The organism is Pedobacter steynii, from assembly GCF_900103665.1.
GTDB lineage: Bacteria > Bacteroidota > Bacteroidia > Sphingobacteriales > Sphingobacteriaceae > Pedobacter > Pedobacter steynii.
The window spans coordinates 49,297-63,748 of the sequence record NZ_FNGY01000018.1; the positions used below are offsets into that span (position 1 = coordinate 49,297).

14 protein-coding genes are annotated in these 14,452 nt (G+C 41.6%); 10 read left to right on the forward strand and 4 right to left on the reverse strand.

What is annotated here, in order from left to right; genetic code table 11:
• Positions 1 to 38: 38 nt before the first annotated feature.
• Positions 39 to 284, reverse strand: coding sequence for an isoleucyl-tRNA synthetase (locus tag BLQ87_RS31935; protein WP_074612968.1), 246 nt, complete (start codon positions 282 to 284; stop codon positions 39 to 41).
• Positions 285 to 480: 196 nt separating this feature from the next.
• Here BLQ87_RS31935 and ileS point away from each other — a divergent pair, with 196 nt between their 5' ends.
• The 5 genes from ileS (at position 481) to BLQ87_RS31960 (ending at position 6,301) form a co-directional block, all read left to right on the forward strand.
• Positions 481 to 3,876 carry an isoleucine--tRNA ligase gene (gene ileS, locus BLQ87_RS31940; protein WP_074612969.1) on the forward strand — a complete coding sequence of 1,132 codons (3,396 nt, stop codon included), beginning with the start codon at positions 481 to 483 and terminating at the stop codon, positions 3,874 to 3,876.
• 5 nt (positions 3,877 to 3,881) lie between these two features.
• Positions 3,882 to 4,265 (forward strand): TraR/DksA family transcriptional regulator, encoded by a 384-nt coding sequence (locus tag BLQ87_RS31945; protein WP_074612970.1) that lies wholly within the window; start codon positions 3,882 to 3,884, stop codon positions 4,263 to 4,265.
• The gene (locus BLQ87_RS31950; protein ID WP_074612971.1) at positions 4,265 to 4,867 is read left to right on the forward strand and encodes a lipoprotein signal peptidase; all 603 of its coding nucleotides are present in this window, start codon (positions 4,265 to 4,267) and stop codon (positions 4,865 to 4,867) included. Before BLQ87_RS31945 ends, BLQ87_RS31950 begins: the two co-directional genes overlap by 1 nt.
• Before the next feature lie 206 nt (positions 4,868 to 5,073).
• On the forward strand, positions 5,074 to 5,778 hold the full coding sequence (locus BLQ87_RS31955) for an SIMPL domain-containing protein (protein WP_074612972.1): 705 nt from the start codon (positions 5,074 to 5,076) through the stop codon (positions 5,776 to 5,778).
• A gap of 208 nt (positions 5,779 to 5,986) precedes the next feature.
• Complete coding sequence (locus BLQ87_RS31960; RefSeq protein WP_074612973.1) at positions 5,987 to 6,301, forward strand: hypothetical protein; 315 nt, start codon at positions 5,987 to 5,989, stop codon at positions 6,299 to 6,301.
• 78 nt (positions 6,302 to 6,379) lie between these two features.
• Here BLQ87_RS31960 and serS read toward each other — a convergent pair whose 3' ends face one another.
• A complete protein-coding gene (serS, locus tag BLQ87_RS31965) occupies positions 6,380 to 7,651 on the reverse strand; it encodes a serine--tRNA ligase (protein WP_074612974.1) in 1,272 nt (423 codons plus the stop codon).
• 80 nt (positions 7,652 to 7,731) lie between these two features.
• Here serS and rsmI point away from each other — a divergent pair, with 80 nt between their 5' ends.
• The 5 genes from rsmI (at position 7,732) to BLQ87_RS31990 (ending at position 12,081) form a co-directional block, all read left to right on the forward strand.
• Positions 7,732 to 8,439, forward strand: a complete 708-nt coding sequence (gene rsmI / locus BLQ87_RS31970) for a 16S rRNA (cytidine(1402)-2'-O)-methyltransferase (RefSeq protein ID WP_172665009.1) — start codon at positions 7,732 to 7,734, stop codon at positions 8,437 to 8,439.
• A gap of 38 nt (positions 8,440 to 8,477) precedes the next feature.
• Positions 8,478 to 9,128, forward strand: coding sequence for a PH domain-containing protein (locus BLQ87_RS31975; protein WP_073232130.1), 651 nt, complete (start codon positions 8,478 to 8,480; stop codon positions 9,126 to 9,128).
• A gap of 27 nt (positions 9,129 to 9,155) precedes the next feature.
• Entirely contained in the window at positions 9,156 to 10,778 is a 1,623-nt protein-coding gene (gene lnt / locus BLQ87_RS31980; protein WP_074612976.1) for an apolipoprotein N-acyltransferase, read from the forward strand.
• 33 nt (positions 10,779 to 10,811) lie between these two features.
• Entirely contained in the window at positions 10,812 to 11,624 is an 813-nt protein-coding gene (locus BLQ87_RS31985; protein ID WP_074612977.1) for an AraC family transcriptional regulator, read from the forward strand.
• Positions 11,625 to 11,700: 76 nt separating this feature from the next.
• Positions 11,701 to 12,081, forward strand: a complete 381-nt coding sequence (locus BLQ87_RS31990) for a VOC family protein (RefSeq protein WP_074612978.1) — start codon at positions 11,701 to 11,703, stop codon at positions 12,079 to 12,081.
• On the opposite strand, the gene BLQ87_RS31995 is transcribed toward BLQ87_RS31990, so the two are convergent.
• Together BLQ87_RS31995 and BLQ87_RS32000 are read right to left on the reverse strand one after the other, a co-directional pair.
• Positions 12,078 to 13,718, reverse strand: coding sequence for an NAD+ synthase (locus BLQ87_RS31995; RefSeq protein WP_074612979.1), 1,641 nt, complete (start codon positions 13,716 to 13,718; stop codon positions 12,078 to 12,080). The genes BLQ87_RS31990 and BLQ87_RS31995 overlap by 4 nt on opposite strands.
• Positions 13,719 to 13,737: 19 nt before the next feature.
• Positions 13,738 to 14,403, reverse strand: a complete 666-nt coding sequence (locus BLQ87_RS32000; protein ID WP_074612980.1) for a porin family protein — start codon at positions 14,401 to 14,403, stop codon at positions 13,738 to 13,740.
• Positions 14,404 to 14,452: the final 49 nt, after the last annotated feature.

Genomic DNA, 14,452 nt, shown 5'->3' on the forward strand with positions numbered 1-14,452 from the left:
GGTGTCTTTCTTCCCGTGTTCTTTTTTGAAACGATCTGTTATTCTATCGTTTCTTCCTCCTGTTGCTCCGGATCGAGCTCCACATTTCCTTCTTTATCTTTTTTAGCAAAGAATACCGGATAGAGAAAGAGCAATGCTCCGGTTACAAATAAGAATCCTGCGAGTTCCAACATATAAATGCTCGATTCCAGGTGCTTTATATCCATCACTTTATAGGCAATAAGGGCAATGATCCCCAATACAATGGCCATCACAGCTTTCTGAAGTTTCAATACTTTTATCATAACAGGAGGCCACTAAATTGTTAACCATTAAGTAACAAAAACCACTCCAAATCTATTTTTTTTCCTATTTTACGATCCTGTTTTATAATAACATCTGGATTGCAAAGGTCATCATCAAGATGATGATGATAAGACTACAATTTTTAATTCAAAAAACGTAACTTTGCATCCTTAATTTTTTGGAGATACTTGATTGATGTATAGGGAATTTAAACAACTGGAACTAGCTAAAATAGGAAAAGAGATACTTGATTTTTGGAAAGCGGAAAACATCTTTGAGAAGAGCATTTCTACACGTTCAAAATCGAACCCATTTACTTTTTATGAAGGCCCGCCTTCCGCAAATGGAATGCCTGGGATTCACCACGTAATGGCACGTGCCATTAAAGATATTTTTTGCCGGTATAAAACTTTAAAAGGTTTTCAGGTAAAACGCAAAGGCGGATGGGATACCCATGGGTTACCCATTGAGCTGGCAGTAGAGAAAAAGTTAGGCATTACGAAAGAAGATATCGGAAAGAAGATTTCCGTTGAAGAATACAATACCGCCTGTCGTGAGGAAGTAATGAAATACACGGATGTATGGGATGACCTTACGGAGAAAATGGGCTATTGGGTAGATCTGGAGAACCCGTATGTAACTTATGAAAATGAGTACATCGAGTCGCTTTGGTCGATCTTAAAGTCGTTTTACAACAAAGGACTTCTGTACAAAGGTTATACGGTACAACCTTATTCTCCCGCCGCAGGAACAGGATTGAGCTCCCATGAGCTGAATCAGCCGGGCACGTATAAGATGCTGAAAGATACTTCCATCACTGCCCAGTTTTTCCTTAAAAAGGACCAGGAGCATCCTTTGATGAGCCAGCTTTTTGAAAATGAAACGGAAGAAACAGCGATCATCGCCTGGACGACGACACCATGGACCTTACCTTCTAACTGTGCTTTAGCAGTTGGAGATAAGATTACCTATGTGAAAATCAAAACTTTCAATCCTTATACTTTCCTTCCGGTTAGCGTAATATTGGCGAAAGACCTGGTACCGAAACATTTCAAAGCGGACGCAAAAGAACTTTCTTTTGAGGACTATAAAGGTGGCGACAAGTTAATCCCATGGACCATAGCTGCGGAGTTTAAAGGTAAAGACCTGGTAGACCTGCACTATCACCAGCTGATGGCTTATGTGACGAATGATGACCTGGAGAAAAATGCATTCCGCGTGATCCCTGGTGATTTCGTAACCACAGAAGATGGTACCGGTATCGTGCATACGGCTTCGATCTTTGGTGCGGACGATTTTCGTGTAGCCAAAGAGAACGGCGTTCCTTCGGTGTTGATCAAAGACGAAAACGGCAATGAAGCTCCTTTGGTGAATAAACAAGGGAAATTTGTGAACGAAGTGACTGACTTTGCCGGTCGCTATGTAAAAGAAGAATACTATTCAGACGAAGAGCGCGCTGCTGCTGATTTTAAACCTACAGATGTGCTCATCGCCATCAAATTAAAAGAAGACAACAAGGCATTCGACGTTAAGAAATATGAACACAGTTATCCACATTGCTGGAGAACTGATAAGCCGATCCTTTATTATCCTTTAGACAGCTGGTTTATCAGAACCACTGCGGTAAAAGAGAAAATGGTGGCTTTAAACAAAACCATCAACTGGAAACCTGAAGCAACCGGAACAGGACGCTTTGGCAACTGGCTGGAGAACCTGGTGGACTGGAACTTATCCCGTTCCCGCTATTGGGGTACTCCCCTTCCAATCTGGCGTACGGCTGATGGTCAGGAAGAGAAATGTATCGGATCAATTGAAGAACTGAATGCAGAGATTCAAAAATCTGTAACTGCAGGTTTCATGGAAGCTGGTTTTGAGTTGAAAGACATGCACCGTCCTTATGTGGATGATGTGATCTTAACCTCTTCTACAGGCGAAAGAATGGTCCGTGAGTTAGACCTGATTGACGTTTGGTTTGACAGCGGTGCGATGCCTTATGCACAATGGCATTTCCCTTTTGAAAACAAAGAAGAGTTTGAAAATGCTTATCCTGCCGATTTCATTGCAGAAGGCGTAGATCAGACCCGTGGCTGGTTCTTTACTTTACATGCCATCGCGGTGATGTTAAGTGAATCCAGTGAGGAGATCAAAGCCATCAACGAAAGAGTGGGCAATCCGGGAGTTGCGTTTAAAAACGTAGTTTCCAATGGATTGGTACTGGATAAAAACGGCAACAAAATGTCTAAACGTTTAGGCAATGGAGTTGATCCTTTTTCTACGATAGACACTTACAGTGCAGACGCCACCCGTTGGTATATGATCAGTAATGCTTCTCCGTGGGACAACCTTAAATTTAACCTGGATGGTATCGATGAGGTACGCCGTAAGTTTTTCGGAACGCTTTACAATACCTATTCCTTCTTTGCGTTATACGCGAATATCGACAAGTTTGTTATCGATGAACACAACGAAACACCGGTAGCGGAACGCAGTGAACTGGACAGGTGGATCTTGTCTTTATTAGAGACGCTGATTGCCGAAGTAGATGAGAGTTACAAGGCTTATGAGCCAACTAAAGCTTCAAGGGCAATTCAAGCTTTCGTAGACGAGCATTTGAGCAACTGGTATATCCGTTTGTCCCGCCGTCGTTTCTGGAAGGGAGAAATGACCGCTGATAAAAAAGCCGCTTATGAGACGTTGTATACCTGTCTGACGAGTATCGCACAGATCATTTCGCCGGTAGCACCATTCTTTGCCGATTGGTTGTTCCAGAATTTATCTGTTGCAGACCATAATAATACCGTTGAATCTGTACATTTAACGTTATGGAAAGAAGCGGATACTTCATTGATCGACAAGGAACTGAATGAGCGTATGGAACTGGCACAAAACATATCTTCAATGGTGCTTTCTTTACGTAAGAAAAGCAGCATCAATGTTCGTCAGCCATTGGCAAAGATCTTAGTTCCGGTATTGGATCAGAAATTTGCAACGCAGGTGGAACTGGTGAAAGAGCTGATTCTTTCGGAAACCAATATCAAGGATATCGAGTATATCACTGATGCTGCGGGATTCATTAAGAAAAAGATCAAACCAAACTTTAAGGCTTTAGGTCCGAAAGTAGGTAAGGATATGAAGTTGGTAGCTGAAGTCATCAATAACCTGAGCCAGGAAGAACTGGCGGGATTTGAGGCTGCAGGAGAATACCAGATTCCTGGAACAGCATACGTTGTTCAGCTGAGTGATGTGGAGATCATTGCGGAAGACATTCCGGGATGGCAGGTCACCAATTTAGGAAATCTAACTGTAGCACTGGATGTTACCATTACAGATGAGCTAAAACAGGAAGGATTATCGCGCGAGCTGATCAATAGAATCCAAAACCTGAGAAAGGAATTGAATTTCGAGGTTACCGATAGGATTACCGTGTCTTTACAAAACGATAATTTGATCGCAAATGCAGTAGCACAAAATAAAACATACATTTGTTCGGAAATCTTAGCGGATAAAATTAATTTAATAGATAATTTAGAGAATGGAAACAAAATCGTAATCGACGATGTTGAACTACATATTTCGATAGCAAAACAATAATTATTATGGAAAAAGCTGCAAAAACAAGGTATTCTGATAGTGAACTTCAAGAGTTTAAAGAATTAATTCAGGAAAAATTACGTATGGCCAGAGAAGAATTTCTTTCTCTAACCAGCTCATTAAGTAGCCCCAATTCTAACGGAACTGAAGATACCTCAGGAACATATAAGACCTTGGAAGATGGATCTGCTACTTTAGAAAAGGAACAATTGAACCAACTGGCTGCCCGCCAGAAGAAATTCATTGAGAACCTGGAAGCTGCGTTGGTACGTATCGAAAATAAAACTTACGGTATTTGCCGTGAAACAGGTAAACTGATCCAGAAAGAACGTCTTCGTGCAGTTCCGCATGCAACGTTAAGCATGGAAGCTAAAATGAAGCAAAGCTAATGAAGGGATATACAAAACCTTTACTGATTATCTTTTTTGTTTTACTGGCAGACCAGGTGTTAAAAACCTGGATTAAAACCAATATGTACCTTGGTCAGGAGTTTAAGATCATAGGCAACTGGTTCATTATTCACTTCACGGAAAACAATGGAATGGCTTTCGGCCTGGAGTTTGGCGGGGAGTTCGGTAAACTGTCTCTTTCTTTATTCAGAATAGCGGCAGTAGCAGGAATTGGATATGCATTACATTATCTGATTCAGAAAAAATACCACAGGGGATTGATTCTGAATGTGGCCTTAATCTTTTCAGGTGCAGTGGGCAATATCATTGACTCTGTACTTTATGGAAAGATCTATGGATACGAGGGCTGGTTCCATGGACGGGTAGTAGACATGTTCTACTTTCCGATTCTACAGGGCAATTTCCCGGCATGGGTACCCATCTGGGGAGGCGAAGATTTCATCTTCTTCAGACCTGTTTTTAACATCGCTGATGCAGCGATCTCTGTAGGGGTGGTCATCATCCTGATCTACCAGAAAACTTATTTTAAGGAAGAGGTAAAAGAAGAGATCGGTCCAAACAACGAGATCGTCGAAGACTAAAGATCACTGAAAAAAATATCAGTCCGTAAAGCCTTTGCTTTGCGGACTTTTTTATTTACCCTCAAAATTTCATAAATATTTTTCGCAAAAAATCATCCTAATAATGAAGCAGTTAAGATATAATCTGTAAATTGTTAATGCCCTGATATGGAATTGACCTGATATTTACATCTTGTTATCAAATACACAAAAGAAAAATCAACATTATGAAAAAGTTATTTGCCCTTGCCTTTGTTGCCTTATTTAGTTTAAGTGCCATGGCTCAACAAGTAGATCTGAGAAAAAAGATAAGTGTTAGCGGATCTGCAGAAACTGAAGTTACTCCGGATATCATCTATATCAGCATCTCTTTAAAAGAATATTTAAAAGACAACAACAGCAAGAAAAAAGTAGAAATCACTACATTGGAAAATCAGCTGTTTAAAGCGGTTCAGGATGCAGGTATTGCAAAAGAAAACTTAACGATTAATAATTTATCAGGTTACAGCATTGCAGAGAAAAAGAAAAATCCTGACTTCTTAGTGAGCAAACAATACCGCTTAAAAGTAACTGATCTGAACAAATGGAATGAGCTGATCGGTTCAGTAGATCCTAAAGGCGTGGCGTATACCAATATTGATAGTTATGACTACTCTAAGATCGAAACCTTAAAGAAAGAACTTAAAATCAAAGCACTTCAGGCAGCGAAAGCCAAAGCCACTTATTTAGTAGAAGCGTTAGGCAATCAATTGGGAAGCATCATTGACATTCAGGAATTGAACAACGAGTCTTACCCTCAGCCAATGTACCGTGCAAACGTAATGATGATGAAAGCAGAAAGTGCAGACGCAATGGGTGGAGCAGCTCCGGAAATTGATTTCAAGAAAATCAAACTGAATTACACGATGAACACCGTGTTTGAAATTAAATAATACTGGCTGTAAGAATATACAGTTTAAAGGCTGAACCTCCTTAAAAGGGCGACAGCATCATTAAACATTAAAAATATATTCTTCAGCTATATTGCTTAAACATAGCGAAAAAACGATTATTTCGGCTTTAAGGTCGCTTAAAAGAAACCTACCAATAATTTTTGGTAGGTTTTTTGTTATTTATAAGGAAATCACTAAACCTAATCACATGAAAAAATTCATTTACTCACTGGCCTTAATTTTTATGCTGGGCGTTAGCGCCAATACCGTTCTTGCGGCAGACAAATCTGAAAAGAATAAAACAGAGATGACTGTTGAACAACAAGCGCAATTGAAAAGAATCACAGAACGGGTAGAGGAAATCAGGTCAATGGATAAATCAGATTTATCCAGAGCAGAGAAAAAAGAACTACGTAAAGAACTGAGAGAGTTAAAAAAACAATCTAAAGCACTAGGAGGAGGAGTTTATCTTTCTGTCGGCGCAATCATCATCATCATTCTATTGTTGATCTTAATACTATAATATTCTCATCTACCGATGAATAAAAAAACCTTCCCCGTAATGGAGAAGGTTTTTTTTATTTTATCACTAAGCCCGGGCTTAGTCGATATATTCAAATCCAGTATATTTTACCAGGACTTCAGGAATCTTAATTCCTTTATCCGTCTGGTTATTTTCAAGGATAGAAGCTACAATACGTGGTAAAGCCAAAGCACTTCCGTTTAAAGTGTGTGCCAGCTGTGTTTTTCCGGTCGCCCCTTTGAACCTTAATTTCAAGCGGTTACTCTGGTAAGTCTCGAAGTTGGAAACTGAAGACACCTCTAACCAGCGTTGCTGTGCAGCACTCCATACTTCCATATCGTAAGTTTTAGCAGCCACAAATCCCATATCACCACCACATAAGTTCAGGACTCTGTAATGAAGGCCAAGATCCTTTAATAAGGATTGTACATAGCTGCTCATTTGCTCCAATACGTCGTAAGATGTGTCCGGATGTACCACCTGCACCAATTCCACTTTATCAAACTGGTGTAAACGGTTCAGGCCCCTTACGTGCGCGCCATAAGAACCTGCCTCGCGACGGAAACATGGTGTATATGCCGTATTCTTTACCGGAAGTTCTTCTTCTTTCAGGATCACATCACGGTATAAATTCGTTACCGGAACCTCAGCTGTAGGGATCAGGTATAAATTATCTATTCCTGCATGGTACATCTGACCTTCTTTATCCGGCAGCTGACCAGTTCCAAATCCTGAAGCTTCATTAACCAACAAAGGAACCTGCATTTCTCTGTATCCTGCATCTACTGCGCGGTCCAGGAAGAAATTGATCAATGCCCTTTGTAAACGTGCTCCTTTTCCTTTATAAACAGGGAAACCTGCGCCGGCAATTTTTGTACCCAGCTCAAAATCTATGATGTCATATTTAGCAGTCAGTTCCCAGTGTGGCACGGCATTTTCGCCCAATACTGCAGGCTCGCCATGTACCAATACCACTTCATTTTCCTCTGGTGTAGCACCTGTAGGTACAGATTCATGAGGCAGGTTAGGCAATTGCACAATCAGGCTGTGTAATTTAGCTTCTGCATCAGTCAGTACATCAGCCAGATTTTTGATCTGCTCTTTGTTTGCTGTAGTTTCCGATTTCAATACATCCGCTTCCTCTTTTTTACCATTACGCATCAGCTCACCAATTTGTTTAGCACTGGAATTTGCGATAGCGGAAAGGGAGTCCAAGGAGGTTTGAGCTTGTCTACGCTCTTCATCAATTTTAATAATTTCATCCACCAATTCAGGCTGTTTGAAATTACGGACAGACAGTCGTTCTAAAACTTTCTCTCTATTTTCGCGGATATAGTTAACTTGCAACATTATTTTATTTTTTAAACAAAGATAATAACTTAACTCGTCATTGCGAGCCCCTTTGGCATCGCATCGCGAAAAAAATAACTATGGAAGGCAAACTATTTCTTGTTCCCACGCCAATAGGCAACCTTGAGGATATGACCTTCAGGGCGATAAGGATCTTAAAAGAAGCCGATGTGATTCTGGCTGAAGATACCCGTACCAGTGCCCCGATGCTGAAACATTTCGGCATTGATAAAAAAGCATATTCACACCACCAGCACAATGAGCATCAGGCGACTTCAGAAATCATAAAGTTTCTAAAAGAAGGAAAAAATGTAGCCCTGATCTCCGATGCAGGTACTCCTGCGATTTCTGATCCCGGATTTTTCCTGGTAAGGGAGGCGATCAAGAATGACCTGGCCGTAGAATGCCTGCCAGGAGCAACCGCTTTTGTTCCAGCATTAGTGAACTCCGGATTGCCGTCCGATACTTTTATATTTGAGGGCTTTCTACCGGTAAAAAAAGGCAGACAAACCCGCTTTAAAAAACTGGCAGAGGAAGACCGTACCATCATCTTATATGAAAGTCCACACCGCCTATTGAAAACCCTGGAAGAGTTTGCTGAATATTGCGGAGAAGACCGCCAGGCTTCCGTAAGCAGGGAGCTGACAAAAATGTATGAAGAGACCGTAAGGGGTACTTTACTGGAGATAAAAACACATTTTGAAAACAACATATTAAAAGGAGAATTCGTGATTTGTATTGCGGGCAAAACAGAAGTAAAAAAGTCCAAATACGAAAAAGAGAAATAGGTTCAATTTTTGATAGTATTATATAAAAAGCATTAAACATGATATTAATAGATAGATTTTTAAGTGACGAACAAGATCCTAAGGCTGTTGAGAAGGTATTGGGAAAACTAAATGATATGCTCAGTGCAAATGAGGAACTGATTTATATGGCGGTACAAAAAAGACCTGCTGTAAATTTGCTTCCAACCTGTATTGCCGTAAGTAACAAGCGTATTTTCTATTGTGAGCCGGGTAACTTCGGAATCACGATGAACTTTAAAGACATCTCCTGGAAAACGATCAAAGAGATCTCTTTTAAAGAAGAGATTTTTGGTTCCAAATTCATCTGTGTGCCTACACACGGAGAAAACATCATCACCGAATATATTCCTAAAGTACAGGCCCGTAAATTGTATCAGGCCGCACACGAACAGCTGGCTGAATTTAAAGAACAACAGCGCCAGATCGAGCTGGAAGAAAGACGTTCTTCAACTTCTCCGGTAACCGTAAATACGATCCCTGAGCCTAAAGTAGTGGAAGAGCCGGTCGCCTTTATCCCACCTGCCCCTGTCGTACCTCCTGCTCCGGTAGAAGAACCTGAAGATGAAACGACCATCAAATTAAGAAAACTGAAAACATTGTACGATAAGCAACTGATTACCCTTGAAGAATACGAGGCTAAAAAAGCAGATGTACTAGACAATTTCTAATTCACAAAGCAGTACATCAGATCCCCAATGAATTCAAAAAATACGACGCTCCTGGCCCTGTCAAGCGCTTTCTTAATGTGGCTGGCATGGCCGCCAATTCCTTATACTGCCCCTCTTTTACTGATTGGTATGGTTCCTTTACTCATCGCCATCAAACAAATCAGCGGCAGCGAAAAAGAGAAAAAAGGAAAACGTGTTTTTTTAACCGCAGGATTAACATTCCTGCTTTGGAATACCGCCTGTATTTATTGGGTTTATAATGCAATCAGTGCTTATAATAACGCATTTGTCGCCTTTCTGATCTCGCTCATTCCTTACGGACTGGGTGCATTGCTGATGACCTTTGCCTTTTGGCTATATTACCGTTTAAGCCGGTATACTTCTAAATGGATGGCTTATGCGGGGCTCATCAGCTTCTGGATCAGCATGGAATACCTGCACCAGACCTGGGATCTTGCCTTTCCATGGATGACCTTAGGAAATGGATTCGCAGCGAGCCATCAACTGATCCAATGGTATGAATATACCGGGATTTACGGTGGCTCTCTATGGATTTTAATCAGCAATATCCTCGCTTTTGAAGCTTATCAGGTTTTCAGGACTCAAAAAGGATACCTGAAATTCAGGCCATTAATTGTACTCGGGCTGGTGATCCTAATCCCTGTTACCGCCTCATTGATCAGATATTCCGGTTATGAAGAGAAAGTGGTCCCTGTAAATGTGGTCACCGTACAACCCAACATCGATCCTTATCAGAAACTGGGTGGGATTTCTTCACAGGATCAAATCCGCACTTTAACCAGGCTCTCTGATTCTATCGGACAACCCAATACAGAATATTTCATCTGGCCGGAAACGGCGATCCCGAACTATAGTGATGAGGAACGCGTAAGGAGTAATCCAGACTTTAAACAGCTTCAGGATTTCCTTTCCAAGTATAAAAACGGCACACTCATCACCGGAATTGAGAGTATCAAAAGATACAATGATCTGCAAACGATCAGTGCTAAATTTGATGAGAACAGCGGGATTTATTATGATAATTTTAACACGGCCATGCAGGTGGAAAACTCTGCAAACGTGCAGTTCTACCATAAATCAAAACTGGTTCCGGGTGTAGAGAAAATGCCTTTTCCAAATGCCCTCGCATTTTTAAAGCCTGTGTTTGCGCAATTGGGCGGCACCGTTAGCGGATGGGGATGGCAGGACAAGCCTGCGGTCATGTATGCGCAAAGCGGCATTGGTGTGGCTCCGGTAATCTGTTATGAATCGCTATGGGGCGACTGGATCGGTAAATCGGTAAAGGAAGGTGCTCAGTTCATCGCTATCATCACAAATGATGGCTGGTGGGGAAATACTTCAGGGAAAGACCAGCACCTCTTATACGCCAAATTAAGAGCCATAGAAACCAGAAGATGGGTAGTCCGTTCGGCAAACACCGGAATCTCCGGTTTTATCGACCAAAAAGGAGATCTGGTAAAGCAAAGCAAGTGGTGGGTACCTACCGCCTTAAAAGCAGACATCAACCTGAATAGCGACCTTACTTTTTACGTAGAAAACGGAGATCTTATTGCGAAGTTATGCTCGCTTACAGCCCTGTTATTCGCCCTGATCATTCCCTATAAAAAATGGGTTAAAAAGGCGCCCTAAAAATCGCTAACTTTATGTTGAGGCCTATCTCTTATGAAATACTTCAGCATTAACCCTTCTGCAAATCTCGCCGGACTGGTCCGTTGTTTCTGGGTGTTGGAAATGGACAGCTTTTCCGGAGTACCCTATATTCACCGCACAATGGCGGATGGATGTGTGGAAATGGTTTTTCATTATCAGGGTGTTTTCGAAGAGCTGTTGGGCAATGAGCAGCAAATCACGTCCTTCTCCTCAGGAATATCCGGTCCCTCACAACAATTCAGGCGTTTTTCAATTGATCAGCGCTTTGGCATATTTGGAGTATACCTCTATCCTTTTGCCATGTCTGAATTGTTCGACATCCCTGCGCTTGCCCTGACCAATGAAATGATAGACATGACAACAATTCTGGGCACAACAGGGAAAGAACTGGAAGAAAAGATCATGCTCGCCCCCGACAATCAAACCAGAGTTGCCATCATTAGTCAGTTTCTGGAATCGAAACTTGCCCGGCGCAAAGTAAAGCACAATGGAATGTCCGAAACCATCCGGCAAATCATCCGCACGGATGGAAGCAGCAATGTGCAACGCCTGGCAGATGACAGCTTTTTATCTATGCGTCAGTTTCAACGTAATTTTAAAGAATACGCTGGTTTTAGCCCTAAATTATTTACCAGGATCATCCGGTTTCAAACTGCCTTACGGAAATATTCCGAAAAGGAATCCCTTTCCTTAACAGACATTGCGTACAACTGCGGCTATTATGACCAATCGCACTTTATCCACGATTTTAAAGAATTCTCCGGGCATCACCCGGGAAGTTATTTTTCCGGAAAAGCGGAAGGAACAAAATGGATCACCGTATAAAGAATGTCGTGTTTTTCCAATTTACAGCAATGATCTGAACCTAAATTTGTGCGATAAACAATTAAAAAACAGCATCATGAACATTCCAAAAACACACCAGGCGGTTATGCCATACCTTATGCTCAACGGCGCCCAGAAGTTTACAGACTTTATTCAAACAGTGTTTAATGCAGAGATCACCCATCAGCACCCCCGGGACGATCAGACGGGTTTACTCCGTCATGGAGAAGCCCAGATTTCAGCCAGCACAATTATGTATTGCGACGCAATTGAACCCTGGGGAACGGCAACGTCCAACCTGTTTATCTATGTAGACAATGCAGACGAAAGTTTCCACAAAGCCATTGATGCAGGAGCCGCGATTGTTATGGAGTTATCCGATCAGGATTATGGACGTACCTGTGGCGTTAAAGACACCACAGGTAACGTTTGGTGGATCACTTCGGTGAAGTCCTAAGAAAGGTATTTCCCAACAATCGGCATCCTTCTGCCCATTCCAAATGCTTTGGGCGAAACCCTTAAAATCGGCGGAGTTTGATAACGTTTAAATTCCGCCGTATTTACCATTTTAATGATCCTTCTCACCAATGCTTCTTCATAGCCCTGTGCAATAATCGCAGAAGAACTTTGTTTCAGCTCAATGTACTGGAAAAGGATTTTATCCAGAATATCGTAATCCGGGAGTGAATCTGAATCTTTTTGTCCCGGTCTCAGCTCTGCCGAAGGAGGTTTAACAATGGAATTTTCCGGAATCACAATTCCGTCTTTATTGATATAGGCAGCAAGTTGATACACCTGGGTTTTATACACATCCCCGATCACTCCGATTGCGCCGCACATGTCTCCATATAAGGTTCCGTAACCTACGGCACACTCACTTTTATTGGAGGTGTTGAGTAAGATATAGCCGAATTTATTGGACATCGCCATCACAATGATCCCCCTGCACCTGGCCTGAATATTTTCTTCGGTCAGGTTAAAAGGTAAACCCATGAAAGCCGGAGCCATCATTTGATCAAAAGCATCTGCCGCTTCTTTGATCGGAATGATCTCATGTTTACAGCCAATGTTTGCGACCAGATCCAGTGCATCCTGAATGGAATGATCTGAAGAATATTTAGAAGGCATCAATACCGCCATCACATTTTCAGGCCCTAAAGCGCGACAAGCCAATGCACATACAATAGCAGAATCTATTCCGCCGGAAAGACCTAATACCGCTTTACTGAAACCAGATTTGGAAAAATAATCTTTAATCCCCAGAATCAGGGCCTCATGGATTACTTCAATATCCGGAGCAGGAGTATGTTCAATAGGTGCATAACCGCTAAACTGGTCGTTCTCCATTTGATAAACACGAAGCTCTTCTTTGAAGTAAGGCATTTCATCCAGTAGCTTTCCATGTTTATCAAAAACCATTGAGCCGCCATCAAAGATGATTTCTGTCTGCGCACCAACCTGGTTCACATACAACAATGGCAATTTGTATTTCTTTGCATTATCCGACAACACCACTACCCTTTCGTCATCATGACAATAAGAAAAAGGAGAGGCTGCGATGTTGATCATGATGTCTGGTTTCTGACGAATCAGCTCATCCATCGGGGAAGAGGCATATAAAGGATTGTTATTGATGTTCCAAAGGTCTTCACAAATGGTCAAAGCAATCTTCTTTCCTTTAAAACTGATGCATTCAAAATGATTGGCAGGTTCGAAATAACGGTATTCATCAAATACATCATAAGTAGGCAGCAATGCCTTCTTTACGATGTCCCTGATTTGCCCATCTTCAATAAAATAGGCCGCATTGTATAAGTCTTTTCCGGCAAGCACATCATTTTTTACCGGAAGCCCGATAATGCAGGCGATCCCCTGACAGCTAAGGGCAATCTCCTGTGCTGCGGCTTCACACAATTCAATGAATTCGTCGAACTCCAGAAAGTCACGGGCAGGATATCCGCAAATGGCAAGCTCTGCAAAAACCACCAGGTCTGCCCCCCTGGCTTTCGCCAGGTTGATGTTATCGATTATTTTTTTGGTATTGTATTCAAAATTCCCAATGTGGTAATTGAGTTGTGCGAGTGCAATATTCATATCCTATACTTAAAATTGCCTAAAAGAAAACGCCGATATTAAGGCCGATATAGCTATTTTTAACTTTTTTTCCATCACCATTCTTTGCAATATTGGTAAAGCCATTGTTAAAAGTCAAACCTATGGCCAGACTGGTGCGATTGTCCAAATCGTATTCAGCACCTCCACCAACAATTAATCCGGCACGGTAAAAGCGGGTATAGTCCGAGATGTTTTTGCCATCTGCAATTTTTTCACCGGCACGTTTCACGTCCTGCTTCGCTCCGATATTGAAATCATTAGAGAGACCAAACTGCCCGTACCATCTCAGATCGCCAATTTTATTGGTTTTTAATTTTAAGGTCAGCGGTACTTCTATATATTGCAGCCGATACCTCAATTCGTGATCCACTGGTTTAGCATTCACCGTCATATCCATATAACCAAGTTCTGTACTCTTTCCATTGATCGTAGTGATCGTTAATCCCGTGGCAAAAGAATAGTTGTCCGCGAAATTAAAGTCGGCCATTAAACCGTAAGCAAAGCCAAGGGCGATGCCCTCAGTCTTTCCAACCTCGGGTTTCACCCATCCCAAAGTAGGATGTGCCGTTAAGCCTAATCTAAAGCCATAATATGGTGAGCCTGCTTCCTGTGCAAAAAGCTGTCCTGTTAAAAGTAATAAGAATAAAGTAAGGTATCTTTTCATTTTTTGAGCAATAAGTTTATGCAATTTTCCCTGTGGATCTATATATATT

Excerpts from the sequence above, each read along its gene's own strand:
- BLQ87_RS31955 (WP_074612972.1), top strand. The coding sequence starts at position 5,074 with ATGAAAAAGTTATTTGCCCTTGCCTTTGTTGCCTTATTTAGTTTAAGT.
- BLQ87_RS31935 (WP_074612968.1), bottom strand. The coding sequence starts at position 284 with ATGATAAAAGTATTGAAACTTCAGAAAGCTGTGATGGCCATTGTATTG.
- lnt (WP_074612976.1), top strand. The coding sequence starts at position 9,156 with ATGAATTCAAAAAATACGACGCTCCTGGCCCTGTCAAGCGCTTTCTTA.
- ileS (WP_074612969.1), top strand. The coding sequence starts at position 481 with ATGTATAGGGAATTTAAACAACTGGAACTAGCTAAAATAGGAAAAGAG.
- BLQ87_RS31990 (WP_074612978.1), top strand. The coding sequence starts at position 11,701 with ATGAACATTCCAAAAACACACCAGGCGGTTATGCCATACCTTATGCTC.
- BLQ87_RS31985 (WP_074612977.1), top strand. The coding sequence starts at position 10,812 with ATGAAATACTTCAGCATTAACCCTTCTGCAAATCTCGCCGGACTGGTC.
- BLQ87_RS32000 (WP_074612980.1), bottom strand. The coding sequence starts at position 14,403 with ATGAAAAGATACCTTACTTTATTCTTATTACTTTTAACAGGACAGCTT.
- rsmI (WP_172665009.1), top strand. The coding sequence starts at position 7,732 with ATGGAAGGCAAACTATTTCTTGTTCCCACGCCAATAGGCAACCTTGAG.
- BLQ87_RS31950 (WP_074612971.1), top strand. The coding sequence starts at position 4,265 with ATGAAGGGATATACAAAACCTTTACTGATTATCTTTTTTGTTTTACTG.
- BLQ87_RS31975 (WP_073232130.1), top strand. The coding sequence starts at position 8,478 with ATGATATTAATAGATAGATTTTTAAGTGACGAACAAGATCCTAAGGCT.
- serS (WP_074612974.1), bottom strand. The coding sequence starts at position 7,651 with ATGTTGCAAGTTAACTATATCCGCGAAAATAGAGAGAAAGTTTTAGAA.
- BLQ87_RS31960 (WP_074612973.1), top strand. The coding sequence starts at position 5,987 with ATGAAAAAATTCATTTACTCACTGGCCTTAATTTTTATGCTGGGCGTT.
- BLQ87_RS31945 (WP_074612970.1), top strand. The coding sequence starts at position 3,882 with ATGGAAAAAGCTGCAAAAACAAGGTATTCTGATAGTGAACTTCAAGAG.
- BLQ87_RS31995 (WP_074612979.1), bottom strand. The coding sequence starts at position 13,718 with ATGAATATTGCACTCGCACAACTCAATTACCACATTGGGAATTTTGAA.